Source organism: Pseudomonas sp. PA1(2017) (assembly GCF_001945375.1).
Classification (GTDB): Bacteria; Pseudomonadota; Gammaproteobacteria; order Pseudomonadales; family Pseudomonadaceae; genus Aquipseudomonas.
In genome coordinates, this window is record NZ_MSXU01000010.1 from 99,180 (window position 1) to 125,475 (window position 26,296).

Here is a 26,296-nt window from a genome sequence, read left to right on the forward strand (position 1 = left end):
CGCGCCTGACGCTGCGCCGCTTTGCTGCGACACTACGCAGGCGTGCCAGGGTACGCTCGCACCATTGCCCTTCTGTTTCGTGGAGTCTGCATGTCGCTGTCCAGTTGGCTTATCGCTGCAGTCGCCCTGCTCTATATGGCCGTGCTGTTCGCCATCGCCTTCTACGGTGACCGCCGCCGCAAGCCACTGCCGCCGAAAGTTCGCGCCTGGGTCTACTCGCTGTCGCTGGCGGTGTACTGCACCAGCTGGACCTTCTTCGGCGCCGTCGGCCAGGCGGCCGAACAACTGTGGTCGTTTCTGCCCATCTACCTGGGGCCGATGCTGCTTCTGCTGTTCGCCCCCTGGGTGATCGAGAAGATGGTGCTGATCAGCAAGCAGGAGAACATCACCTCGATCGCCGACTTCATCGCCGCGCGCTACGGCAAGTCGCAGTCCCTGGCCATCGTCGTCGCGCTGATCTGCCTGGTCGGCGTGCTGCCCTACATCGCCCTGCAGCTCAAGGGCATCGTGCTCGGCGTGAACCTGCTGATCGGCTCGGAAACCGACGCCGACGGCACCCGCGCCCAGGACACCGCGCTGATCGTCTCGGTGATCCTGGCGCTGTTCACCATCCTGTTCGGCACTCGCAACCTGGACGTCACCGAGCACCACCGCGGCATGGTGCTGGCCATCGCCTTCGAGTCGCTGGTCAAGCTGCTGGCCTTCATCGCCGTCGGCGCCTTCGTCACCTACGGGCTGTTCAATGGTTTCGGCGACCTGTTCAGCCAGGCGCAGCGCAGCCGCGAGCTGGAGGCGTACTGGGCCGAGGCGGTGAACTGGCCGGCGATGCTGGTGCAGACCGGTATGGCGATGATCGCCATCGTCTGCCTGCCGCGGCAGTTCCACGTCACCGTGGTGGAAAACACCGACCCGCGTGACCTGCGCCTGGCGCGCTGGGTATTCCCGCTGTACCTGCTGCTGGCCGCGCTGTTCGTGATTCCCATCGCTCTGGCCGGGCAGATGCTGCTGCCCGGCGGAGTCAGCCCGGACTCCTTCGTGATCAGCCTGCCGCTCGCCGAAGCCCACCCGGCGCTGGCCCTGCTGGCCTTCATCGGGGGCGCGTCGGCGGCCACCGGCATGGTGATCGTCGCGTCGGTGGCGCTGTCGACGATGATCTCCAACGACATGCTGCTGCCCTGGCTGCTGCACCGCAAAAGCACCGAGCGGCCGTTCGAGGCCTTCCGCCACTGGATGCTCACGGCACGAAGGGTCAGCATCGTGCTGATCCTGCTGCTGGCCTACGTGTGCTATCGCCTGCTCGGCACCAACGCCAGCCTGGCGACCATCGGGCAGATCTCCTTCGCCGCCATCGGCCAACTGGCGCCGGCGATGTTCGGCGCGCTGGTGTGGAAGCAGGCCAACCGTCGCGGCGTGTTCGCCGGGCTGATCACCGGCGCGGCGCTGTGGATCTACACCCTGGTGCTGCCGGTGCTGGCCCGCGGCCTGGGCTGGCCGCTGGACATCTTCCCCGGCCTGCGCACCCTCCTCTACGCGCCGATCGGTTTCGAGGTCGACGCCCTGACCCGCGGCGTGGTGCTGTCGCTGGCCGGCAACCTGACGCTGTTCGCCTGGGTATCGTTCTTCTCGCGCACCCGAGTGTCCGAGCACTGGCAAGCCGGGCGCTTCGTCAACCACGATTTCGGCAACAAACAGGGCGGCCGCGGCGCCCTGGCGGTGCAGGTCAACGACCTGCTGCTGCTCGCCGGCCGTTTCGTCGGCGAAGAACGCGCGCAGGAAAGCTTCAGCCACTTCGCCCGTCGCCAGGGCAAAGCCTTCAACTCGGCGCAGCCGGCCAACAGCGAATGGATCGCCCACACCGAGCGCCTGCTCGCCGGCGTGCTCGGCGCCTCCTCGACCCGCGCGGTGGTCAAGGCGGCCATCGAAGGCCGCGACATGCAGGTCGAGGACGTGGTGCGCATCGTCGACGAAGCCAGCGAGGTGCTGCAGTTCAACCGCGCACTGCTGCAGGGCGCCATCGAGAACATCAGCCAGGGCATCAGCGTGGTCGACCAGTCCCTGCGTCTGGTGGCCTGGAACCAGCGCTACCTGGAAATCTTCGAATACCCGGACGGGCTGATCTGCGTCGGCCGGCCGATCGCCGAGATCATCCGCTTCAACGCCGAGCGCGGCATGCTCGGCAGCGCCGACGTCGAGGAGAGCGTCGCCAAGCGCCTGTACTGGATGCGCCAGGGCACCGCCCACAGCTACGAGCGGGTGTTTCCCAATGGGCGCGTCATCGAGCTGATCGGCAACCCAATGCCCGGCGGCGGCTTCGTCATGAGCTTCACCGACATCACCGAATTCCGCGAAGCCGAGCGCGCCCTCAAGGCCGCCAACGAAGGCCTCGAACAGCGCGTCGCCGAGCGCACCCATGAACTGTCGCAACTGAACAAGGCGCTGACCGCCGCCACCGGCGTGGCCGAAGCGGCCAATGCCTCGAAGACCCGCTTTCTCGCCGCGGTCAGCCATGACCTGATGCAACCGCTGAACGCCGCCCGGCTGTTCTCCGCCGCCCTCTCCCACCAGGAAGAAGCGCTGCCCCACGAGGCTCAGGAGCTGGTGCGCCACCTGGACAGCTCGCTGCGTTCGGCCGAGGACCTGATCAGCGACCTGCTGGACATCTCGCGCCTGGAGAACGGCCGCATCACCCCGGACCGCAATGCCTTCGCCCTCAACAGCCTGTTCGACACCCTCGGCGCCGAATTCCGCGTGCTGGCCGCAGAGCATGGCGTGGATTTCCATATGCAGGGCAGCAAACTGCGGGTAGACAGCGATAGTAAGCTGCTGCGCCGCGTGCTGCAGAACTTCCTCACCAACGCCTTCCGCTATGCCAAGGGCCGTGTGCTACTCGGCGTGCGCCGCCAGGGTGCGAATCTGCGCCTGGAGGTATGGGATCGCGGCCCGGGCATTCCCGAGGACAAACGGCAGACCATCTTCGAAGAATTCAAACGCCTGGACAGCCACCAGACCCGCGCCGAAAAAGGTCTGGGCCTGGGCCTCGCGATCGCCGACGGGCTGTGCCGCGTGCTCGGCCACAGCCTGGAAGTGCGTTCCTGGCCCGGCAAGGGCAGCGTGTTCAGCGTCACCGTGCCGATCGCTCGCCACCAGGCGCCAGCGGCCCAGCGGGCGCGGCCGGAAAGCAGCGGCCAACTGCTCACCGGCACCCAGGTGCTGTGCATCGACAACGAGGAAAGCATTCTTACCGGCATGCACAGCCTGCTTTCGCGCTGGGGCTGCCAGGTCTGGTCGGCGCGCACTCGCGCCGAATGCGAGCAACTGCTCGACGAGGACGTACGCCCGCACCTGGCCCTGGTCGACTATCACCTCGATGAAGGCGACACCGGCACCGAGCTGATGGCCTGGCTGCGCACTCGCCTGGGCGAACCGGTGCCCGGCGTGGTGATCAGCGCCGACGGCCGCCCCGAACTGATCGCCCAGGTGCACGCTGCGGGCCTGGATTTCCTACCCAAGCCGGTGAAGCCAGCGGCGCTGCGGGCGTTGATCAGCCGGCATTTGCCGAGACAGTAGCGTGACCAGCCTATGGCGCGCTTTTGTGGGAGCGCGCCATGCGCGCGAAAATTCGCGGCCATGAACTGGGCGTCCCCGCTTGGTTTCACAATGCTCTTGGGACGCAGGATGGGTCGGGCCGCGTAGGTGCAACCCATCTACAAGACTGCAGCAAGGTAGAAGCAAACATCATTGCTTCACCTGTGGGAACGGGCGGGGACGCCTAGTCCGTGCCCGTGTTTTTCGCGGGCATGGCCCGCTCCCACAGATGATCACCAGCCCACCCTGCGGGAACGAGCGGCTGCTACCAACACATAGCTTCCATCGCCTCGCGTTTGACATACGGCCGAGCCAGTCGTGAACGGATTACACCTATCCAAGACGCGCGCGGCTGTTGCAGTACGCCGCGTTTCTTGCGAAAACGCAGGCCCCGACAACCGACCGGAGAAGCGAAATGAGCGACGAATTACGTATCGAAGATATCCACCAGGGCGATGGCAAGGCGGTGGTCAAGGGCGCGCTGATCACCACCCAGTACCGCGGCTGGCTGGAGGACGGCACCGAGTTCGACTCGTCCTATTCGCGCGGCAAGCCGTTCCAGTGCGTGATCGGCACCGGGCGCGTGATCAAGGGCTGGGACCAGGGCCTGATGGGCATGCAGGTCGGCGGCAAGCGCCGGCTGTTCGTGCCGGCGCACCTGGCCTATGGTGAACGCTCGATGGGCGCGATCACGCCGAATTCCAACCTGAGTTTCGAAATCGAGCTGCTGGAAGTGCTGACGCGGGACGACTGAAGCGCACCGCGCCCGCGTTTTATCGCCTGGGTTGCGGCTCGACCCGGTCGAAGCGCAGGCCCTCGCTGCCCTTGATGTTCCAGGCTTCGCCCTGGGTGCCGACGAAGCTGACGTCGGTGAAGCTCGAGTCGCGCAGACCGTCGATCTGCGCGCCCGCCCCGCCCTTGAAGCGCACCTGCTCGAAGGCGACGTTCTCATGGAAGGCGTCGTGGGCGCTGTCGCCCTTGACCTGAATCGCCGCGCCGGCGGCACCCTCCACCGTCACGTTGCTCACGCGGATATCGCGGAACTGCCCCGGCACGGTCGAGCGCTCGTAGTCGAGGATGGCGTTGGGGTCGTGGTAATCCAGGGTCATGATCACCCCCTGCTTGACCGGGTTGCGGATCGCCGAGTCGCGGAAGGTGACGTTGCGCGCGCCGCCGCCCATGAAATTGGTGCTTTTCATGCGCAGGCCGGTGTCGGTGCCATCGGACACGTTGTCTTCGGCGAGGATGTTCTGGATCCAGCCACCGGTATGGCTGCCGGCGACCACCATGCCGTGGCCGCGGCGGAAGAAGTTGTTGAAGATCCAGGCATCTTCCTGGGGCGGCTGCTTGGTGGCGCCAGCGCCGGTGCCAGACGCGAAGTTGACGCAATCGTCGCCCGTGTCGAAAAAGTTGTTGAAGACCATCGCACCCTTGCTGTTGGCGAACTCGATGCCATCGCCGTTGTTGGCGTCGTAGGTCTTGTGCACGGTACCCGCCATCACCACGTTCTCGGTCTCCAGGTTCATGATCCCGTGGTAGGCCGGGTTGAGCACGGTGAAGCCGCCGTAGAACACGTTCTTGACGTTGCGCAGGGTCATCAGTGAAGAGCGCATCTGCCCGTAGGCGTCCTTGACGATGATGCCACGCGCCACCGCCTTTTCGACCTGATCCCTGGCCAGGATGCCGTCCTCCCTGTAGCGGGTATTGTCACTGGCCCGGTAGAACGGCAGCGGCTTGCCGAGCTCGTCCTGGCTGTCGTCGTTGCGCTTCCAGCCGTTGCCGTCGATGGTGCCCTTGCCGACGATGCGGATGTTCTCGAACGACTGGTGCTGGCGCGGATCGCGCGGCAGCGCGTTGATCAGCGACGCCGGGCGCACCATGGTCGAATACGGGTACTGGATGTAACCCTGCAGCGGGTAATCCTCGCTGCGCTCGGAGCCCAGCAGCGTGGCGCCCTCGGCGATTTCCAGGGTCATGTTGCTTTTCAGGTACAGCGCACCGGTCTTGAACACCCCGGCCGGAATCAGCACCTTGCAGTTCGATGAACAGAGATCGATGGTCTTCTGGATGGCCGCGGTATTGAGCGTCTTGCCATCGCCCTTGGCGCCCTGGGCCTCGATGTTGAACACCTCGGGAACCGTCGTGGTGCGCTGCATCAGCACCGGGCTGTCGGCCGACTCGCGGCCCTTGGCATCCACCGAGCGCACAGTGAAGCGATATTGCGTCTCCGGCTTCAGGCCGTCGACGGTGTAGTTATGGAAGGCGATGCGATGGTGGAAATTGGCCGTGTCGGCCGCGTAGAAGTGGTCGATAAAGGGCTTGGCCGGTGAATGCTGGTCGTTATTGGCATTGGCGCCGCCCAGCTTTTTACCATCCATGTACACGTGATAGTCGACGATGCCAGCGGCATCTTGCGGTTTCTCCCAGACCAGAATGATCTGGCGGTCGTCATAGGCCAGAGTCGGCACTTGGATGTTCGGCGGCGCCTCCAGCGCCAGGGCGGCACTACTGGCCAACAAAATCAGAGGTATGACAACGCACTTTGATCGATGAGATTTAGTTAGAGAAACAGGCGTAAAAAGGCGCTTGATGAGCGGCATGGTTGTTGTCCTTGTTATGGCCAATCCATTGAATAACCTGAAGATACCAAGGCAATTTGCCAGGCGGTCGACAGCGCAATCGTCACACTCCCAAGAAGTATGACAACCGACAAGATAGACGAGATCTGGGCTGCGTCCAGCCCTGGCGTCACGCCACCGCTCGAATGCGGGAGGGAAAAGGATCAGTCGTCCAGCGGCTCATCCAGCGGCAGCCCGGCTGCACGTTCGAGCAGCTCGGGAGGCAGGCTCTTGCTGGCCCGGGCGCCGAGCAGCTTGAGGTTTTCAGCGCGACTGATGAGGTTGCCGCGGCCGTCGACCAGCTTGTTGCGCGCGCCGGAATAGGCCTTGTCGAGCTGCTGCAGGCGCATGCCGACTTCGTCCAGATCCTGAATGAAGGCCACGAACTTGTCGTACAGCGCCCCTGCCCGCTCGGCAATTTCCCGAGCGTTCTGACTCTGCCGTTCCTGGCGCCACAGGCTGTCGATCACCCGCAGGGTCGCCAGCAGCGTGGTCGGGCTGACGATCACGATGTGCTGGTCGAAGGCTTCCTGGAACAGCCCAGGATCAGCCTGCAGAGCCGCTGCGAATGCGGCCTCGATCGGCACGAAAAGCAGAACGAAATCCAGGCTGTGCAGCCCGTCGAGGTGCTGGTAATCCTTGAGCGACAGGCCCTTGAGGTGGCTGCGCAGCGATAGTACGTGCTGTTTCAGCGCCACCTGCCGCACCGTTTCCTCGCTGGCCGACACATACTGCTGATAAGCGGTGAGGCTGACCTTTGCATCGACCACCACCTGCTTGTCGCCTGGCAGCTGGATCAGCACGTCCGGCTGGAAACGCTCGCCCTCGGCACTCTTCAGGCTGACCTGGGTGTGGTACTCACGGCCCTTCTGCAGGCCGGCATGTTCGAGCACGCGTTCGAGCACTAGCTCACCCCAGTTGCCCTGGGTCTTCTGGCCCTTGAGTGCCTGGGTGAGGTTCATCGCCTCCTCGCTCAGACGCTGATTGAGCCCCTGCAGGCGCTCCAGTTCCTTGCCCAGAGAAAAGCGCTCGCGCGCCTCCTGCTGGTAGCTCTCCTCGACGCGCTTCTCGAAGGCCTGGATGCGTTCCTTGAGCGGGTCGAGCAATTGCCCCAGGCGCTGCTGGCTGGTTTCCGAGAAACGTTGCTCGCGCTCGTCGAAGATCTTGCCGGCCAACTCGGCGAACTGCGCACGCAAGGCATCACGGGCGCCTTGCAGATCCTCCAGGCGCTGCTGGTGGTTTTCCTGCTGTTCGTGCAGTTCGGCCGCCAGCCCGGCCCGCTCGCTGTCCAGACGACGCAGCTCGGTTTCCTGGCGCTCGCGCAGGGTCTGCGCGCCCTCGAGCTGATCACGGGCCAGTTGCAGATCGTTCTGCAGCAAGTGGGTTTCGCGGCGCAGGGCGGCCAGTTCGGCCTGCTGATCAGCCTTGATTTCGAGAATCTCGGCAAGCTCGTCGCGGCAATTGTCCAACTGCGCACTGAGGCCGGCCTGGGTCAGCTGCGCCGCATTCATGCGCTCTTGGGCCAGCCCCGACTGCAGGCGCATGTCCTCGGCCTGTCGCAAGGCGGCGGCCATGCGCAACCACAACGCAGCGGCGGCCAGCAGCGCGCCGGCCAGGAAAGCCGGCAACAGGGTCAGGAGATCGAAAGGCATAAAGGCATCCAGGCAAGACTGCCGGGCAGTATAACCGCGCGGCCGCTCGGCAGCGGCTACAACAGAGCTCCTCTAAAGAAGCCGCAACAGATCCCGGGCCTCGTGGTGCCCCTGCAGCGCCGCCAGCTCCAGCCAATGCCTGGCCTGCTCCGGCTCGAGGGTGCGCGGCTGGCAATACAGGCGGCCCAGTTCCAGCTGGGCATGGCCATCGCCGGCACGCGCCGCCTGACGTAGCAGCTCCAGGCCGATGCGCCGGTCACGGGTATTGCCGCATTCGCGGCAGAGCATCTGGCCCAGCCGACTTTGCGCCTGCACCACGCCGCGGCGCGCAGGCTGCTTGAGCAGGCGGCCGGCGATGCGTTTCACACTGGGCGCATGGCCAAGGCGCGGGCTGTCCAGCAGCCAGGCGGCCACACGAACGGGAACCTGGGTACGGACGGGAAGCGTATGGAGTTCACTGCGGGGTAACGCGCGGGGCATAAGGATAAAGCGGGGCTCTTGAACAGGCGCGCCACTCTACTCTTTTTTATTCACAGGTAAAGCCCCGGCCCGCCCCAGAGCGGCTGGAGATGACAATCCACAGAAGCTGTGGATAACTTTGTGGGTATGGTGGGCGAAATATCCCCTAACACTGATGGAATGGGCCTCCCGCTTAAACTGCTCATTTTTTCACCACATCAAAAAAGTCTATATTTTTCATAAACTTATATTTATGCCTACGCTATTGCTCGGCTTTTGACAAGTGGCAATATGCGGCTTGACAAGCTGCCTCGCGATTGTGCACAAGTCCGCCGCGAGGCCTCTGAAATGCCCTTTTGCAGGGCGAAATCAGCCTTGACATCTCGGCACGCCACGACGGACGGGGCATGCAGCCCATGCACCAATGATGCTCCTGTCACGCGCACGCCATAAAAGTATGAAGCACCAATCAGGCGCGTCCGGTTTGGCAGGCCACACCCGTTCGGGTTACCGTCGCCGATTCATCGGTTCTTGGATCCTCGCCCATGCTCAGCCGCCGCATCTGGCTGCGACTGTCCGTCACACTCGTCCTGCTGCTGATGCTGGTGGCCGCCGTTTATCTGGGCAGTCGCCATTTACTTCAGCGCAGCGGCATTGAAACCCTCGACTGGCACGGTGTTTCGCTTTCGGACCGGGGCCTGCGCATCGACAGTCTCGCGCTGCGCCAGCGCGGCAGCGCCGGCACGCTCGAATTGCACGGCAATGATCTGCACCTGGCCTGGCGTGACTTCGGCTTCAGCCTGCCGGTGTGGCGGCACATTACGATTGACCGCCTGTCGCTAAGCTGGCGACCGGTCGAAGAAAATGCCCCAGACGCCGTGCCGCCGCCCGACCTCGACCTGCATCGCCTGGCCGCACCGCTGGCCCTGCTGCCACGCAGTCTGTCGATCACTCACCTCCAGGCCGCCCTGCCCTGCGCTCGCGGGCAATGCATCGCCAGTGGCGGCCTGGACCTGCAGCGCGGTGACGATGAACGTATCGCCCTGCAGGGAAACTTTGCCCAACAAGAGCAGATCGTGAGCGCCGCGCTCGTTCTAGAACCCAGTACTGACGCGCTCGATCTGCAGATAACCCTGGCGGTGGATCGACAGCCCCAGGCGACTCTGACCAGCCACCTGCAGGAGCGCGGTGACGGCCTGAGCTGGACCGGCCAGCTCGACGCCACCGCGCTTACCCAGGCCGTCACGCTGCAGAACCTGCTGAGCACCTGGGCACTGCCCGCCGGCAAGCAATGGCCGGCAGCACCGGGCGAGGCCAGCCTCGCCGCTACCTGGCAGCTCGACCTGCCTCGCCGCCAGCCGGATGTGAACAACCTGCTGGCGGCGAGCGGCCAATTCGATGTGCACGGCAACCTGCCGCAGCCGTGGCCGCTGCCCGGCGTCGGCCTGCTACAGGGGCAGTTGGCCCTGGCGGCTCATAATGAAGGCTCACAGTGGATTGCCAGGCGAGTCGAGGCCGATCTGCAGCTCAGCGAACCGAATCCCGGCTGGCTGGCGGCGCTGCCGCCGGAGCTGCGCAGCGAATCCCTGCACCTGCAGGTGCAGGCGGATACACCACTGGCCGACTTGCGCCCGGAATTGGCCGAGCGCAGCCTGCCCTTGAAATTGACCGCTGCGCTACACGGCACCACTCGCCTGGATTTGCAGGGCCGCCTGGCCGTCGCCAGCTCGGCGCCCTGGGCGGTGCAGTTTGCCGATACGCGCCTGACCACCCGCACCGCCAGAGCGAACCAGGCCGGCTGGCAAGCCACCGAGCTGAGCAGCGCGCTGAACCTGGCAGGCTACGCCGACGACGGCGCAATCGAACTGAACCTTGGCCACGGTTCGCAGCTGCAGGCTGCCAGCCTGAAAGGCGCCGTGCTGAGCGCGCAGAAACTGCAGGCCGGGGTAGGTGGCAGCACCTTGAAGCTGGCGCTGCAGGAGGGCGCCTTGCAAGGCTGGCAATTCAAGGGCCCGCTGAACCTGAGCACCACGCGCCTGCTGCAAGCCAACCTCAAACCCCAGGGCTGGCGCTTGCAAGGCCAGTTGGCCGCGGTCGATGGAGCCGGCACCCTGCAGGGCAAACTGAACAACGACAGCGAACTGCAACTCGACCTCACTGCCGGTCTCGACGCGAAACAGAACCTGCAACTCAAGGCCACCCTTGGCGAGTTGTTCCTGCGCTCCGGCAACCCGCTGGCCAAGACCCTGGTGCAATGGCCCGAACTGCTCGACCTTAACAACGGTCGCCTGAATGCCGATGCGAATCTGGACCTGGCCGCCGGCAGCAGCGCGCCGAGCCTCGACTTGAACCTGACCGGCAAGGGCCTGGGCGGCATCTACGACCGCTCCGAACTCAGTGGCCTGGATACGCGCCTGCAATTCAAGCTGGCGCGCCAGCGCTTCGAGCTCTACATCCCACAAGTGAAACTGCAACAGGCCAACCCCGGCCTGCCCATCGGCCCCGGCGAAGCCCGAGTGCGTTACAGCGCGCCGCTGGCCGCTGCCGCCAAAGGCCGGTTGGAAGTGAACCTGGCACGCACCACGCTGATGGGTGGCCAGGTCACCCTGACGCCGGGGCAGTGGAATCTGGATGCTGGCAATCTGTTGTTTCGCATTCAGCTTCGCGGCCTGGAACTCCAGCAGCTATTCGCCCTCTACCCCGCTGAAGGCCTGGCAGGCAGCGGCACCCTGGACGGCGACCTGCCAGTGCGCCTGGGCCCGAAGGGTATAGAGATAGACGACGGCCACGTCGCCGCCCGCCAGCCCGGTGGCTACCTGCAGTTCAGCTCGGAAAGGATCAAGGCCCTGGGCCGCAGCAACCCGGCAATGCAACTGGTGACGCAATCGCTGGAGGACTTCCGGTTCACCACCCTGAACAGCGCGGTCGACTATGATCAGCACGGCACGCTGAACCTGGGGATGCGCCTGGAAGGCCAGAACCCGGCCATCGAGAACGGCCGGCCGATTCACTTCAACATCAACCTGGAGGAAGACATCCCCACCCTGCTCGCCAGCCTGCAGCTGACCGACCGGGTCAACGACATCATCACACGGCGCGTGCAGCAGCGAATGCTGCAGCGCAATACCGCCCCCAAGGAGCCTTGACGAGGAGAAGCGCCATGCGCTTGCGTAGTTGCATCACCGCCCTGCTGCTGGGGCTACTGACCACAGCCTGTACCCCGACGGTACAACTGGCGATGCCCAACGAGCCGATCAACATCAACCTGAATGTGAAGATCGAGCACGAGATCTATATCAAGGTGGATAAGGCGCTGGACAGCATGTTCAGTGAATCCAGCGGACTGTTCTGAGGAGCCACGCATGAACCTGATCAAACCCTTCGCCGGCCTGTTGCTGCTGCTCAGCCTGAGCCTGCCGGCCCACGCCCTCAGCCTCAACGAGGCGATGTCCGCCCTGGGTGATGCCAAGGCCAGCGGACAGCTCGGTGAAATGCCCAACGGCTACCTCGGCGTGGTCAAGGCCGGTGGCCAGGCCGACGAGATCGCCAGGCAGATCAACGCCGCACGCCGCGCCGAGTACCAGAAGCTCGCTCAGCAGAACGGCATCCAGCTCAGCGACGTGGAGACCATCGCAGGCCAGAAGGCCATCGACAGAACCCCCGCTGGCCAATACATCCAGCAACAGGGCCAGTGGCGCCGCAAGTGACGCCGCAGAGCGCTCGCCGCACGGTGCGAGCGCTTTCTCAATTTCAGTAAAAAAATCCCGCAGCCCTCGTCAGCTCTGGCCTGGCGCGGAACTCGGTTACCGGCGCCCAGTCTCACCTCCAGCTATCGCCACCGATCAGAGGACGACCGAGATGAGCCTTGTCGACTGCCCCGAATGCCAACACCGCATCTCCGATAAGGCTTATGCCTGCCCGCAGTGCGGCAACCCGATGAAAGCGCAGCCCGGCACTCGCTGGCTCACCGAGAAGAACGTCGGTCAGGTGGCCGGCGCGACCACCGCCTGGCTCACGGCCCCTTGGATCGCCCGCCTGGTGTTTGGCGTGGTGGCGATGATCTGCATCACCGTGATCATCGTCGCCAGTTGAGCAGCGTTCAGGGGCGGCGAAGCAGCCGCGCCACATCCCTGGCGGCCACATCGATGGCCGCTTCGTCGTAGGCCGCGAAGCCCATCACCAGCCCTGGCGCCTGGGGCTGCACGCAATAGCGCTGCAGGGGCATCACGTCGATGCCCGCCTCGGCCAGGCGCGCCTGGGCATCACCCTCCTCCATGCCGTGAAGCCGGCAGACCACATCCAGGCCGGCGCGAATCGGCGGTACTTCGAGCAAACCTTGCCAATGCTGCTCGGCGGCCGCCGAGAGCGCCTCGGCCCGGGCGGCGTAAAGCTTGCGCATGCGTCGCAGGTGGCGATCGAAGTGGCCCTGATCGATGAAGTCCGCCAGTACCGCCTGGGCCACGCTGTTGGCATGCCGCGCGGTCAACGACACCATTCGCGTGAAGCCTTCCACCAGCTGCGGCGGCAGCACCACGTAGGCCATGCGCAGGGACGGAAACAGCAGCTTGCTGAAGGTGCCGGCGAGAATCACCGACGCATCGGCCCCGGCCATGCTGCGCAGCGCCGGGATGGGCTTGGCGACGAAACGGTACTCGCTGTCGTAGTCGTCCTCGAAGATGTAGCTGCCCTGCTCGCTGGCCCAGCGTAGCAGCGCCAGGCGCCTCGCTGGCGACAGCTCGCCGCCCAGCGGTGCCTGGTGCGAGGGCGTTACGTAGGCCAACCGCGCATCCGGCGCCAGCCCCAGGGCCGTGTCGACCTGCAGGCCTTCTCGGTCGACCGGCACATCGACCACCGCCACGCCGCTGGCCTTAATCAGTTGCCGGGCGCCGGGGTAGCCGGGGTCTTCCATCCACACCCGTTCACCCGGCGCCACCAGCAGGCGCAAAGTCAGGTCCATTGCCTGCTGCACGCTGCCGAGAATCACGATGCGCTCGGCGCCGACCTGCACGCCCCGGGCAATCGCCAGGTATTGAGCGATGGCAGTGCGCAAAGCAGGCAGGCCGGCGGGGTCGGCATCGAGCATGTCCAGCAGGCGCGAGGAGCGGAGATGAGCGGTGTGCAGTTTGCGCCACAGGTCGATAGGGAATGCCAGCACGTCCCCCCGGTGCGGGAAGAACGGCCGCAAGCCGCGCTGGGTAGCGCCACTCATGAACACCGGCTTTTCCGCCTGCAAGCGCTGCGACCACGCCGTATCCGGCGCGGCCCGCGGCTGTTCGACGGGCGCTTGGGCCGGGCACCCGGCAGCGCCGGCGTTGAGCGTGGCATCCGGCAGCACCGTGCATACCCGCGTGCCATAGCCGCTCCCGGTATCCAGATAACCTTCGGACTGCAGTTGCTGATAGGCCGCCTGCACGGTACCGCGCGCCATGCCGTAGTGCTCGGCCAGGGCGCGGGTGCTGGGCACTTGACTACCCGACGGCAGGCGACTGCTGAGAATCGCCTCGCGCAACGCGCCATACAGCCAGCCCTGCAGGCTCTCACCAGGCTGCGGTGCACCAAGTGGCAGCGAAACAACCAGGGGGCCCGCTTTTCTGTTCGCCATCATCGTCTCGCTTGGACCAATCAGTTGACGTTTTATGGATCATTACGCTGATCCGATTCAAGCAGTAATCGCTCCATCAGCCCGCCTGGCCTAACGACCGGCCCGAGATCGGTTGGGCCGGAGCGAGCCGCTCGGCACCAGCCCAGGGAATCGACCACCACTCTCTTGCAGCAATCGACGCATCTTGCTCTAATTTGCGACTAATTCTTATCTGCATTGAGGCGCGCAAACGCCTTCGGGTCCGTGCTCTCGATGACGCCTTCCGATAACTCCGCCCTGCACCAGCTGTACGCCAGCCATCGCGGTTGGCTGCAGCAATTCCTGCGCCGTCGCCTGGGTGACAGCGCTGATGCCGCTGACCTGGTGCAAGACACTTTCGTGCGCCTGCTGCTGCGCCCGCGTCGCTTCGACAGCCACAGCGGCGAACGCTCGTACCTGGCGACCATCGCCCGTGGCCTGAGCATCGATCATTGGCGTCGTAAACAGCTGGAACAGGCCTGGTTGAGCACGCTGGCCAACCGCCCAGAAGCGCGACAGCCGTCGCCGGAGCAGGCCGCGCTGATCATCGAAACCCTGCACGAAGTGGACGCCATGCTGCTGCGCCTGCCCGCGCGGGTGCGCCAGGCGTTTCTGCTCGCCCAGCTCGACGGCCTGCCCTATCGCGAGATCGCCGCGCAGCTCGGCGTGTCCGAGCGCATGGTCAAGAAATACCTGGCCCAGGCGCTGCTGCACTGCGCCCTGCTCGAAGCCGAACTCGACGGGTTGCTGGTCGAATGATCAGCCCGCGCCCCCACACCCTCAGCCACGCCAGCCTGCAGCAGGCCGCCGACTGGTACGTGCGCCTGCACGACGAACAGGCCGATGGCCAGGTGCGCCAGCAATGGCAGCGGTGGCTGGAGCAACACGGCGAACACCGCGACGCCTGGCACTATGTCGAGCGCGTCAGCCAGCGTTTCGGCCAGTTGCAGCAACAGGACGACGGGCAGGCGATGCGCCGTGCCCTGGCCCAGCCGGGTCGCTCCGGCCTGACCCGGCGCGAGGGTTTGAAGAGCCTGTTGATCGTCGGCGCCGGCAGCCTGGTGGCGTGGAGCGCCTGGCGCCACACGGCCCTGCCGCGCCTGGTGGCCGGCTGGAGCGCCGACTTCGCCACCGGTATCGGCGAGGTGCGCGAAGCACGCTTGGCCGACGGCACCCGCCTGTGGCTCAACGCTGGCAGCGCGCTGGATGCCGACTTCGACGGCGCCGTTCGCCTGCTGCACTTGCGCGTTGGCGAAGTGTTGATCGACACCGCCCGCGACTCCCGCCCCTTCTTCATTGCCAGCCGGCACGGCCGCATGCAGGCGTTGGGCACGCGCTTCAGCGTGCGCGAGAGCGATACGCAAACCTGGCTGACGGTGTTCGACGGCACGGTGGAAATCCGCACCGCAGGCAACCAGCAAACCCTGCGCATCCCCGCCGGTCAGCAAGTCACCTTCGACGCCTCGCAGATTGGCGCCGTGCAAGCCGCAACCGGCGCCCGCGAATCATGGACACGCCATGTACTGGCCGCCGAAGGCATGCCGCTGGGCCAGTTGCTCGACGAGCTGGGGCAATTTCGCCGCGGCCACCTGGGCTGCAACCCGGCGGTCGCCAACCTGCCGGTGATGGGCTATTTCCCGCTCGACGACAGCGAGCAAAGCCTGCGCCTGCTGCAGGCCGCCCTGCCGATTCGGGTGCAGCGGCTGACCGACTGGTGGGTAAGCGTCGAACCGAGCGGGGCCTGATCGAAATTAATTCATCGGCGCGGTTCCCTTTTGCAGATCTGGCTCGGTAATCCCTGAGAACCTGTTCAAAGTCTCGCGAGCTAGAGCAATGCAAGGCCTAGGCGGCCCCGCAAAAACAGGCGAGGACGCGGAGTTTACGAGCTGTAAATGAGCAGCCCGACTGGGCTGGCAATCCAGCCTGTTTTTAACGCCGCAGTGCCGACGCGCAGCAGACTTTGGACCAGTTCTGAGAAGCCAACCGATCAGACCACCCCTGGGGCCACCATGCACTTGCCAGCCGCGCACGCGTTCCACCTCTCCCTGCGACCACTCGCCCTGGCGTTGCCCATGGCGCTGTCCCTCGCCCCGACGCTGCTGATCGCCCGGCCGGCCACCGCGCAGGAAAGCCAGGCGGTGCGCACCTACAGCATTGCGCCAGGGCCGCTGAACAGCGTACTCAACCAGTTTTCCGCCCAGGCCGGTATCTACCTCGCCGGCCATAACGACCTGGCCAGCGGCAAGACCAGCCCCGGCCTGAACGGCAGTTACTCGGTCACCACCGGGCTCGCTCTGGTGCTGCAAAACTCCGGGCTGGAGGCAGTCGATCAGGGCGGCGGCGGTTATGTGCTGCGCCCGCTGCCCGCCAGCGGCGCGCTGGAGCTGGACAGCACCACCGTATCCGGCATCGCCCTGGGCAATGCCGAGCTACCGGGCGAGCCGCTGGCCGGCTGCGTGGCCCTGCGCAATAGCAGCGCCACCAAGACCGATACCGCCCTGGTCGATACGCCGCAATCGATCTCGGTGGTCACTCGCGACGAGTTGCGCAATCGCCAGTCGGAGACCCTTTCCCAGGCACTCAGCTACACACCGGGCGTCACCAGCCAGCCGACCAGTTTCAACCGCACGGCGGACCGTTTTCGGATCCGTGGTCTCGATGTCGAGTCCGCCACCGGCGGCTCGCTGCGCGATGGCCTGCGCCTGCAGAACAACTCCTATGACGGCATCCAGGAGCCCTATGGCCTGGAGCGTGTCGAGGTGATTCGCGGCGCGGCTTCGGTGCTCTACGGGCAGCTGTCGCCAGGCGGCATGATCAACGGGGTGAGCAAGCGGCCGACTCGGGAGCCACAGCACGAACTCAACCTGCAGGTCGGCCAGAACGACCGCAAGCAGCTATCCGCCGACTTCAGCGGCCCGCTCGGTGACAGCGATACCCTGAGCTACCGCCTGACCCTGCTCACGCGCGGTAGCGGCACACCCCAGGATCACATCGACGACGACAGGCTCTATATCGCCCCGGCACTGACCTGGCGCCCGAACGAAGACACCTCCCTGACCCTGCTGTCGTTCTACCAGAAGACCGAAACGGGCTTCTCCGCGCCGCTGCCTTACCAGCTGGTCAAGGGCGTGGGCGACGCGGCGTACCAGATCGGTCGCCACGACTTCATCGGCGAGCCCGACTACAACGAGATGAACGGCGAGATGTCGACACTCGGTTACGAGTTCGAGCACCACTTCAACGAGCAGCTGCGCATCAACCACAAGCTGCGTTACTACCAGACCGAAGTGGACTGGAAGTACCTGCAGGTGCGTACCGGCGGTAACGGTCTGAATGCCGCCGTGATCAATCAGGCGGCCACCACAGGCATCCTGCAGCGCCAGTACAGCGACCGCCACGAACGCGCCCGAGGCCTGGCCAGCGACACCAACATCGAGTCGAAATGGCAGCTTGGTGGTGCGCAGCACAGCGTGCTGCTGGGCTTCGATGCCTACGACATGAGCTACGACTCGCACAATTTTCGCGGCGTCGCGCCAGCGCTGGATCTGAGCCGCTACAACTACGGGCAGCCGGTGGTGGTGAACAAGGACCGCAGCCTGGAACGCGGCTCACAGATCGACACCCTGCAAAAAGGCATTTATCTGCAGGATCAGATCAACATCGACGACCGCTGGGTCGCCGTACTCGGCGTGCGCCACGACTGGGCCGACCAGGACCAGCAACAGCATCGCAACGGCGTGCGCACCAGCCAGGACAACGAGGCCACTACCTACCGCGCCGGCCTCGTGTACAAGTTCGATAACGGCCTGGCGCCGTACCTGAGCTACAGCGAATCGTTCTTCCCGGTGTCAGTGGCCGTTGCCGGCGGGCAGAGCTTCGTGCCTACCGAAGGCAAGCAGTACGAAGCAGGGATTCGCTACCAGCCCGAGGGCCGCAACCTGCTGCTCAGTGCGGCGGTTTTCGAGCTGACCCAGCAAAACGTATTCAAGCAGGATCCTGCCACCAACATCGCCTCGCAGACGGGCGAAGTGCGCTCGCGCGGCTTCGAGGCGGAAGCCAAGGCGGACGTGACAGAGGACCTCAGCCTGATCGCCTCCTACGCCTATATCGATGCACGCATTACCTAGAGCAGCATCGCCGGCGAAGTCGGCCAACGCAGCGAGGACACGCCCTATCATCAGGCGGCGCTATGGTTCGACTACAATTTCATGCACCTCAACCTGCCGCAGCTCACCGTCGGTGCAGGCGCCCGCTACAAGGGCACCACCCAGGCCTCCGGCATGGACTCGGCGATGCCCGCCTACACCCTTTTCGATGCCATGGTCAGCTACCAGCTCGACGCGAACTGGGACATCAGCCTCAACGCCAACAACCTCACCAACAAGCGATATACCTATTGCGAGTTCGCCACCTGCACCTATGGCGACGAGCGCCAACTGGTGACCGCGGTGAACTTCCGCTGGTAGCGAACGCCCAGGTCGGCCGCCCCATACGCGGCTGGCCTGGTAACCGGCAGTGGAGGATCTACCGGTCGATATCATGGCGAAATCCGACCTGAGCGATACGGTTGGTAAAACCGCTGCCTGACGATTTCCTTCAATACGGCATAGGTACGGAGCGACAGACTGACGGGCCTTTCTTCCCAGACGAGCGATGCCCGCCATGCAGCAGTTCCTGATCATTGCCGCCGCCCATTTCCTGGCGCTGATTTCCCCCGGTCCGGACTTCTTTCTGGTCGCCCGCACCTCTCTGGCAGCGGGCTGGCGAGTCGCCAGTGGCGCCTGCCTGGGCATCGCCGTGGCCAACGGCGTGTTCATCGTCGCCGCCTTTACCGGCGTGTCGGTGCTACAGCCTGGCAGAGCACCGTTCATCACCCTGCAGCTGGTCGGCTGCCTCTACCTGCTGTATCTGGGCGTGCTGTTCATTCGCCATGCCGGCAGCAGCGTGCTGCAGGCACCGGGCGAGGTGGCGCCGGCCAGCCGAGCCTCCTGGCGGCAGGCGGCCGGCATGGGTTTTCTGTCCGGCATCCTCAACCCCAAGAACGCGCTGTTCTACGTCAGCCTGGCGAGCATGCTAGGCGCCCAGAGCAGTGCCGGCTGGAAGGCGTTCTATGGCCTGTGGATGTTCGCCGTGGTGCTTGGCTGGGATCTGCTGGTGGCCCTGGCCATCGGCAATGGCCGGCTGCTGGGCAACTTCCAGCGCGCCCTGCCGCTGCTCGAACGACTTTCCGGCCTGGTGCTGATCGCCCTGGCCGCGGGCATGCTGGTGATGCTGCTGAAGGGTTGAATGCCCGCAGCGCCAGGAAGCGCTGCAGGCTTTGCCGCCTGATTACACCCGAAAGCGCTGCACCTGGCTCTGCAGTGCACCGCCAAGCTTGGCCAGTTCCTGGCTCGCCTCGCTGGTCTGCTCGCTGGCCGTGTAGGCCTGTTCGGTGATGCTGCGCACGTTCAACACGCTGCGGTTGATTTCCTCGGCCACGGCGCCCTGCTGCTCGGCCGCGGCGGCGATCTGCTGGGTCATGCTCTGCACCGCCGAGATATTCGCGGTGATGCTCGACAACGCCTGCCCGGCATTGCGGGCCAGTTCGACGCTGTCGGTGGTCAGGCTGAGGCTGGCGTCCATGCGCTGCACGGCGTTGCGAGTGCCCTGCTGCAACGCGCCGATCAACCCTTCGATTTCCTGGGTGGACTGCTGGGTGCGCTGTGCCAAGCCACGCACCTCGTCGGCCACCACGGCGAAGCCACGGCCAGCCTCGCCGGCCCGTGCCGCCTCGATGGCGGCGTTGAGGGCCAGCAAATTGGTCTGCTCGGCGACCGACTTGATAACGTCCAGCATGCTGCCGATACGGTCACCCTCGGCAGCCAGGCTGCCGATGGCATCGCTGGTCAGTTGCACCTCGCCGGTGAGGTTCTCGATCTGTTCGATGGCCTTGAGCACGATGCGCGCGCCATCGTTGGCGTCGCGTGCGGCATGATCCACCGCGTTGGCAGTGTCCACGGCGTTACGGGCCACATCGTGCACCGTGGTGGTCATTTCATGCATGGCAGTGGCGACCTGCTCGGTCTCCAGTTTCTGTTCACTGGCCCCGGCGCGGGTCTGCTGGGTGATCGCCGAGAGCTCTTCGGTGGCGCTGGCGATCTGCGTTGCGCCATCGCCGATATGGCCGATCAGCTGGCGCAGGTTGCCGGCCATTTCAGCCAGACCCTGTTCGAGCTGGCCGATCTCGTCGCGGCGCTGCGCGCTGGCCTGGAAGGTGAGATCGCCGCTGGCGATGCGCTGCACGTTCTGCAGGGCCGCACGCAGCGGCGGCGCGATCTGCCGGGTGATCAGCACGGCGCCGAGCACGCCCAGGCTCAATGCCAGAACTAGGCACAGGCCCATGGTCCAGGCGGCGCGATGGGTATCTTCGGCGCGCAGCTGCATCTGGTTGGCATAGAGCGCCTGGCTGATGCTCAGCATGGAATCGCCCTGTTTCTGCACCTCGAAGCTGTCGGCGTCGATCCGCTGCAACGCGCTCTGATGGGTCTGCAGGCTGTCGCGGTAAGCCTGAACGTTGTTGCCCAGCTCGTCGAGCGTGGCCTGCTCGGCACCGCCAAGCGTCTCGCGCAGCACCGCCAGGCTGGCCAGCGTCTGGTCGACGGCCTTGGCCGCCGCCGCGAAGCTCTTGGGGTTGTTGCCGTAGGTGTAGGCACGGGTTTCAAAGCGGGCATAGAGGAACTGCATCTGCAAATCCTTGACCGCCCGGTAGATCCTGTACTGATCCTCGACGCTCATATCGGCGGCGATCAACGTGTCCAGGCCGTCGAGCAACTGCAGTGCCTTGTCGCCGGTGGTTCGCCGCACCAGGCGCGAGGCCTCGATCTGCTGGTAGCTGGTCTTGAGGCCGGCCACCGCGCCCCGATAACCCATCAGGCTCTGCGCCATCTCATCGACGTGCTGGACATTGGCACTGGTGGTGAAGAACGACTGCAGCGCCTGCAGCGTTTTCCCGGTGGCCTCGATTCGGCCATCCAGGGCTTCGGCTTTGTCCACACTGCCCTGGCTCTGCAGGTAACCGGCACGGGCCAGGCGCATGCTGCCCAGCTCGTCCATCAGGCTGTTCACCGCGCTCATGCGATCCATGCGATAGGAAAGCCCGGCGATAGAGCTCCAGCCAGACCAGAAGATCAACAGGCTCATCAGCAATAACAAGCCGAAGCCGATCATCAGTTTCTTCCCAACACTCACGTTCGCGAGCCAGTGATACATGGCAGAAGCTCCTTTCCCCAGACATTGAAAATCACCGCGGCAAGGCGAGCTGCACCCTTATGGTCGATGCTTGCGCCAAACGCGTCGCCCCGGGCGAGCCTGCCCGGTATCGACAGATGCCTGCCAACTGCCGCGCCTGGACAGATCACGGGCAGGCACGAGCGTGCCGCAGATCTGGCCAAGGACAGTTGGAAGCGATGAGCGAATGCAGGCGTACGGCGGGGTCGGAGGCGAGAATGGCAGAGGCCGATAATTCGTTCAAATGCAAATATCCGAGCCTTTATTCCTAATGGCGCATCAATAAATCTAGCGTCGCGACGCGCTTCGGCAGGCCTGAGGCTCTCTTTAGAAGATCCGCCTCAGTTCCCGTTGCCTACCAGAGCGCGATAAAGCTCGGCATGTCGTGGCTTGCGCAATTGATGACGGATGGCCCGGTAACAGGCCAGGCTGCCTAAGCCAGCGAAGCCGATCACCAGACACATGGGCCGTGCCGTGCCGTCGGCCAGCGCGCTGACCACCCAGCTGAACAGCGCGCCACAGGCGAATTGCAGCGAAATGCCCAGGCCCACGGCGGCACCAGCATTACCCGGAAACAGGCTCATCAGGCTGGCGATGCAGTTGGCACCGATCAGGCCGCTGATACCCATGAACAACAGCACGCCAACGGTGATGGAAAACGGCTGCCCCCAGCCGGCCAGGCCAATGACGATCAGCAGTGCGCCAGCGCAGGCGGCTACGGCGCTGCCAACGCCGAGCATCTGCAACGGGCCGAGACGACGCACCAGGCGCGCATTGATGACGGTGGCCAGGATGATGCCGAGGATGTTCAAGCCGAACAGCAGGCTGAAGGCCCGCGGCGAAAAGCCGAAGTGGTGGATGAACAAGAACGGCGACGCGGTGATGAAGGCGAACATGCCGCCCACGGACAGCCCCATGGCGAGGATGTAGCACAGCGCCAACGGGTCGCGCAGCACTGCACCGTAATGAATGAAGGAGGCCAATACCGAACGGGTGCGTGCATCAGCGGGCAAGCTCTCCTGCAGGGACGTCGTCACCGCCAGCAGGCAGGCGCCGCCGAGCAGCGACAGCATGACGAAGATGGTGCGCCAGCCGCCGAGCAGCACCAGATAGGTGCCCAGAATCGGCGCCAGCAACGTGGCGACCATGGCGATCACGTGCATCAGCGACAGCACACGCGCCGCCTCGCTCAGCGGGAACAGGTCACGCACCACGGTTCTGGCCAGCACCAGTGCGCCGGCACCGCCGACCGCCTGCACGAAGCGCAGCACGATCAGTTGCTCGACGCTTGCCACCCAGATGCAGCCCAGCGAAGCGAGGATGTACAACACCAGGCTGCCCAGCAACAGGCGACGGCGCCCGTAGCGATCCGACAGTGGCCCGTACAGCAGCATCCCCGAGCAGAGCCCGGCCAGGAACACGCCGATGGTCAGTTGCACGCGCGCATCCTGAGTACCCAGGTCGCGCGCGATGTCCGGCAGGCTCGGCAGGTAGGTGTCGATGGACAGCGGCGAAAAAGCGGCGAGCGTGGCCAGCAACCACACGAGCCCGCGTGGCCGGGTAAGCGAAGACATTAGGGCGGTCTCGGGTTGGCGAAAAGAGAATCAACCGGAAGCACGGCGGGTTTGCGATGGGTACTCGCCAAACAGGCCGCGGTAGTTTCGCGAGAAGTGGCTCAGGTGATAGAAGCCCATCTGCGCGGCCGCCTCACCGACGCCACACGCGGTTGTCGAGGTGCTGGCCAGGCGCCGACGCACGGCATTGAGGCGCAGGTTGCGTAAATATTCCACCGGTGGAATGCCGGCAACCACCTGGAAGCTGTTCTGCAGTGTGCGGCGGCTGACACGCAGGCGCTCGCACAGATCCAGCACGCTCAGCGGCTCGTCGACGCAGTCTAGGGCCAGCTCCTGGCTCTTCTTCACTAGGTAGGAGCTTACCGCCAGGTTGCCATGGCGCCCGCGATGCTCACGCTGCGCACTGCCGAACAGGTCCAGCAACGCATCGATGAGCCCGTCCTCGAGCAGCCGCTCGGCAGCCACGCTAACGCCCCCAGAGGCCTGCAACAAGTGCTGGAACACCGGATAGACCTGTTGCTGGAAGCGCTTGAGCGCCGCATCCGGCACATCGATCTGCGAAGCACTCTTGAGCAGGTCGAGCTGTTGCTGGGGCAACTCCAGGGCGGCGAGCTTGGCGAAGCGCACGGTGTCCACGGTCACGGCGAAAAAGTGGGTGCCTTCCGGGGCATGCAGCAGAAACTCCTCGCCGTCACGCAGCAGCACCACGCTGTGGGCACCCACCTCGTGCTTCTGCACCACTGGCGCACAGGCCGAGCTGAGCACCAGGGCCAGGCACAGGCGCCCTTTCGGGGCATACCCATGTTGCACGACACGCTTGTCGAGCACTTCCTGGAAGATCTGGAAGCGCTCGGAAGATACCTGCTGCAATTGCGTGCTCAGGCTGCCGCGACCGAGCTGGTCGTACACCTGACGCCAGCCGAGAATCGAGCCGGCGTGTTGTTGCGGGTCATTGAAGGATCGAACTTCTGCGAACATGATCGGTGCACTCCACGGCTTGTGTGTAACGCTTCGCCACACGCGGCTCTGGCGGTGAAAGACGCTGTAGCGAAACGCGCACTTCCCCTTCCCGGCCACATTTATCGTTATTCGCGACACCACCTAAACAGGCGATATGCCACTACAGGCTCTCCGGCCCTTGCCCCGCTTGGAACTGCAGAGCCAAATCCATGCCAAGCATGCTCAGCCGGTAGCCACCAGGCTCGATGGCAACGGGCGGTAACAGCGCACCGGAGAGGATGATCTGTCCGGCACTGAGGCGATGCCCATCGGCCAGCAGCCGGCGGATCAACCAGCAGGCATTGCTCAGCGGCGACTCTTCACCGAGGCTGCTGACTCCGTCGCCCAATGCACGGCCTTCATGCACCAGCCGATACTCCACCTGGGCATGACGCCGCGCGTCGAAGGGCTGGCGAGCGGACAGGCAATAGGCAGCAGCAGCCGAGTTGTCGGCAACGAAAGCGCCGGCCTCGAAACTCCAGTGTTGCCAGCGGCAATCAGCGATTTCGAAGGCCGCAGCCACTTCGCCGATGGCTCTGAGCAACTCCTCATCGCTGTAGAAACCTGGGTTGAGGTCCTGGCCAAGGATCACCGCCAGCTCGATTTCCAGCTTGGGCTGGATCAATTGCGCGAGATCGACCGGCTGCCCCTCGGCAATCGCCATGGCGTCGGTCAACGCGCCATACACCGGCTCGCTCAGGCCGAAACGGCGCTGGGCTGCAGCACCGGCAAAGGCCACCTTCCAGCCGCTCAGCCGTTCATGGCGCGCTTCACGGACCAGCACGCCCAGGCGCTGCAGCTCGTAACCGGCGGCCAGGTTCAGGCCGTCGCCCTGCTCGCGGGGCAGCGCCACCCGCTCACGGGCCGCCTGCAGCAGGCGCTGGGCCAGATTGGCCTGGCTCATGACAGTTGCCCCTGCAGCTTGGCCAGCACGCTTTCGAGGCGCTCGGGCGTGGTGATCGCAGCGACGAAACGGTCCGGGCGTACCACCACCACGCAGTCGCGCACCTTGGAAAACCAGTTGCCGAGCTTGTTATCGACGTCTTCCACGCTGATCACTCCGTCAGCGCTCAGCGGCTGGTTACGGCTGCCGCTGCGCGAGCGATTGACCTGGATGAATCGGGTATTCCAGCGTGCCCAATAGGCCTTGGTTTCGTCGCTGAGCTCGACCGTTGGGTTGACCCGGTAACCGAGCACCGCGTAGGAGTCGCCAAGCACCTCATCGAGCCGGCGCTTGTTGCGCTCGGCATCTTCGACGAAGGGCTGCACGAACAGCTGGCCAACCAGGTCGCCTTCGCGCAGCTCCTCGCGCTCGTGGTGCACCAGGCCCTTGATGAGTGTCGCCTTGGGTTTGAACTTGAACTCCAGGAGGTGCGAACGCAGGTTGTCGACGGTGTTCACTGCCTGGAACAGCCAATCGCGTACGCCGGCCATCAGCGGGTTGGTCAGGCCAAGCACGGCACCCATATTGTCGGCCAGGCTGATCAGGTCAGTGGCGTGACCGCGGCGCTCGACGTCGTAACTGGCGATGATCTTCGGCGACGCGCGGCCCTTGAGCACGGCGACCAGTTTCCAGGCCAGGTTGGCGACGTCACGCAGGCCGGAGTTCAGGCCCTGGCCGGCCCATGGCGGGGAGATGTGCGCGGCGTCACCGACCAGTGCCACGCGGCCTTCGACGAAGCGCGCGGCGACCCGTGAATTGTGGGTGTAGGCGCGGATGCGCACGATTTCCAGCTCGTCCACCGCATCGCCGATGTGGTTGCGAATCAGCTGGCGGATGGTGCCCTCTTCGCACATCCTCGCCTCGTCCTCGCCTTCCTTGAGCATGAACTCCCAACGGCGCTGGCGGTACGGCAGGTAGATGCACACGAACGGCCGCTCGGGGTCGGCGTGCAGTGCAGTGTACGGAGCGTCGAGGGAATCGTTGGTGACATCGACCACCACCCATTTGCGCGGATGGGTCATACCCAGCAGTTCGATGCCGAGTTTCTTGCGCACGCAGGAACGCCCGCCGTCGGCGCCGACCACGTATTGTGCATGCAGCTCGTAGGGCTCGCCATCGGCGCCCTTGACATGCAGGGTCACACCCTCCTCGTTCTGGCTGAGGTCGAGCATCTCGTGGCCCAGGCGCAAGTCGACGCTGGTGTGGCGCGGCAACGCGTCACGCAGGGTGCCTTCGAGCAGCTGCTGCATGAAGATGTTGCGCATTGGCCAGCCATACTCGGCGGCCGTTGGTTTGACCTCGGCAAAGCACACGCCACGGGCGTTGTAATAACGCAGCGGCACATCGCAGATCATGTCGCGAATGGCGACGTCGGCGATGCCGATGCCCTGCAGTACGCGCAGCGCCTCATCGTCCATACCGACCGCACGCGGGTACGGGAGGATGCCCTCGGCCAGTTCCAGCACCACGCACTCTATTGCGTGATGGCCCATGTAGTGGGCCATGGCGATGCCGTTTGGCCCTCCGCCGACGATGACTACCTGAGTCGTCTCGCGTTTCATGCTTTCACCTGTTTCTTG

The 26,296-nt window shown here is 64.8% G+C and carries 18 protein-coding genes and 2 pseudogenes; 10 read left to right on the forward strand and 10 right to left on the reverse strand.

Features of this window, described 5'->3' with window-relative positions:
• The first annotated feature begins 90 nt into the window (after window positions 1-90).
• Window positions 91-3,567, forward strand: a complete 3,477-nt coding sequence (locus tag BVH01_RS15030) for a hybrid sensor histidine kinase/response regulator (protein ID WP_075931129.1) — start codon at window positions 91-93, stop codon at window positions 3,565-3,567.
• Between the two features lie 433 nt (window positions 3,568-4,000).
• Entirely contained in the window at window positions 4,001-4,339 is a 339-nt protein-coding gene (locus BVH01_RS15035) for an FKBP-type peptidyl-prolyl cis-trans isomerase (protein WP_013792249.1), read from the forward strand.
• Window positions 4,340-4,358: 19 nt separating this feature from the next.
• Here BVH01_RS15035 and BVH01_RS15040 read toward each other — a convergent pair whose 3' ends face one another.
• From BVH01_RS15040 to BVH01_RS15050, 3 genes are all read right to left on the reverse strand, one after another.
• Complete coding sequence (locus BVH01_RS15040) at window positions 4,359-6,185, reverse strand: glycosyl hydrolase family 28 protein (RefSeq protein WP_083659489.1); 1,827 nt, start codon at window positions 6,183-6,185, stop codon at window positions 4,359-4,361.
• A gap of 182 nt (window positions 6,186-6,367) precedes the next feature.
• Complete coding sequence (gene rmuC / locus BVH01_RS15045) at window positions 6,368-7,855, reverse strand: DNA recombination protein RmuC (protein WP_075931130.1); 1,488 nt, start codon at window positions 7,853-7,855, stop codon at window positions 6,368-6,370.
• Between the two features lie 72 nt (window positions 7,856-7,927).
• Complete coding sequence (locus BVH01_RS15050; RefSeq protein WP_075931131.1) at window positions 7,928-8,335, reverse strand: tetratricopeptide repeat protein; 408 nt, start codon at window positions 8,333-8,335, stop codon at window positions 7,928-7,930.
• 524 nt (window positions 8,336-8,859) lie between these two features.
• Here BVH01_RS15050 and BVH01_RS15055 point away from each other — a divergent pair.
• From BVH01_RS15055 to BVH01_RS15070, 4 genes are all read left to right on the forward strand, one after another.
• The gene (locus BVH01_RS15055; protein ID WP_075931132.1) at window positions 8,860-11,460 is read left to right on the forward strand and encodes a YdbH domain-containing protein; all 2,601 of its coding nucleotides are present in this window, start codon (window positions 8,860-8,862) and stop codon (window positions 11,458-11,460) included.
• Window positions 11,461-11,474: 14 nt separating this feature from the next.
• Window positions 11,475-11,666, forward strand: a complete 192-nt coding sequence (locus tag BVH01_RS15060; RefSeq protein ID WP_013792254.1) for a YnbE family lipoprotein — start codon at window positions 11,475-11,477, stop codon at window positions 11,664-11,666.
• Window positions 11,667-11,676: 10 nt separating this feature from the next.
• Complete coding sequence (locus tag BVH01_RS15065) at window positions 11,677-12,021, forward strand: YdbL family protein (RefSeq protein WP_075931133.1); 345 nt, start codon at window positions 11,677-11,679, stop codon at window positions 12,019-12,021.
• Window positions 12,022-12,172: 151 nt separating this feature from the next.
• Window positions 12,173-12,406 carry a zinc ribbon domain-containing protein gene (locus BVH01_RS15070; protein WP_075931134.1) on the forward strand — a complete coding sequence of 78 codons (234 nt, stop codon included), beginning with the start codon at window positions 12,173-12,175 and terminating at the stop codon, window positions 12,404-12,406.
• A 7-nt stretch (window positions 12,407-12,413) separates the two neighbouring features.
• Here BVH01_RS15070 and BVH01_RS15075 read toward each other — a convergent pair whose 3' ends face one another.
• Window positions 12,414-13,916: a PLP-dependent aminotransferase family protein gene (locus BVH01_RS15075; RefSeq protein WP_075931135.1), complete on the reverse strand. Its 1,503-nt coding sequence runs from the start codon at window positions 13,914-13,916 to the stop codon at window positions 12,414-12,416.
• Window positions 13,917-14,168: 252 nt separating this feature from the next.
• On the opposite strand from BVH01_RS15075, the gene BVH01_RS15080 reads away from it, so the two are divergent.
• The 4 genes and pseudogenes from BVH01_RS15080 (at window position 14,169) to BVH01_RS15095 (ending at window position 19,220) form a co-directional block, all read left to right on the forward strand.
• Window positions 14,169-14,693 (forward strand): sigma-70 family RNA polymerase sigma factor, encoded by a 525-nt coding sequence (locus tag BVH01_RS15080; protein WP_075931136.1) that lies wholly within the window; start codon window positions 14,169-14,171, stop codon window positions 14,691-14,693.
• A complete protein-coding gene (locus BVH01_RS15085) occupies window positions 14,690-15,679 on the forward strand; it encodes a FecR domain-containing protein (protein ID WP_075931137.1) in 990 nt (329 codons plus the stop codon). Before BVH01_RS15080 ends, BVH01_RS15085 begins: the two co-directional genes overlap by 4 nt.
• A gap of 327 nt (window positions 15,680-16,006) precedes the next feature.
• Window positions 16,007-18,400, forward strand: a pseudogene (locus tag BVH01_RS15090) (TonB-dependent siderophore receptor).
• A 196-nt stretch (window positions 18,401-18,596) separates the two neighbouring features.
• Complete coding sequence (locus tag BVH01_RS15095) at window positions 18,597-19,220, forward strand: LysE family translocator (RefSeq protein ID WP_075931138.1); 624 nt, start codon at window positions 18,597-18,599, stop codon at window positions 19,218-19,220.
• Window positions 19,221-19,262: 42 nt separating this feature from the next.
• Here BVH01_RS15095 and BVH01_RS25235 read toward each other — a convergent pair whose 3' ends face one another.
• From BVH01_RS25235 to BVH01_RS15120, 6 genes and pseudogenes are all read right to left on the reverse strand, one after another.
• A complete protein-coding gene (locus BVH01_RS25235; RefSeq protein WP_371915287.1) occupies window positions 19,263-20,126 on the reverse strand; it encodes a methyl-accepting chemotaxis protein in 864 nt (287 codons plus the stop codon).
• Window positions 20,118-21,182, reverse strand: a pseudogene (locus BVH01_RS25240) (methyl-accepting chemotaxis protein); the annotation flags it as partial. The gene BVH01_RS25235 and the pseudogene BVH01_RS25240, both read right to left, overlap by 9 nt.
• Window positions 21,183-21,541: 359 nt before the next feature.
• Entirely contained in the window at window positions 21,542-22,774 is a 1,233-nt protein-coding gene (locus BVH01_RS15105; protein ID WP_075931140.1) for a multidrug effflux MFS transporter, read from the reverse strand.
• A 30-nt stretch (window positions 22,775-22,804) separates the two neighbouring features.
• A complete protein-coding gene (locus BVH01_RS15110; protein ID WP_075931141.1) occupies window positions 22,805-23,752 on the reverse strand; it encodes a helix-turn-helix domain-containing protein in 948 nt (315 codons plus the stop codon).
• Between the two features lie 142 nt (window positions 23,753-23,894).
• Complete coding sequence (locus BVH01_RS15115; RefSeq protein WP_075931142.1) at window positions 23,895-24,677, reverse strand: 2-keto-4-pentenoate hydratase; 783 nt, start codon at window positions 24,675-24,677, stop codon at window positions 23,895-23,897.
• Window positions 24,674-26,278, reverse strand: a complete 1,605-nt coding sequence (locus tag BVH01_RS15120) for a bifunctional 3-(3-hydroxy-phenyl)propionate/3-hydroxycinnamic acid hydroxylase (protein WP_075931143.1) — start codon at window positions 26,276-26,278, stop codon at window positions 24,674-24,676. Before BVH01_RS15120 ends, BVH01_RS15115 begins: the two co-directional genes overlap by 4 nt.
• Window positions 26,279-26,296: the final 18 nt, after the last annotated feature.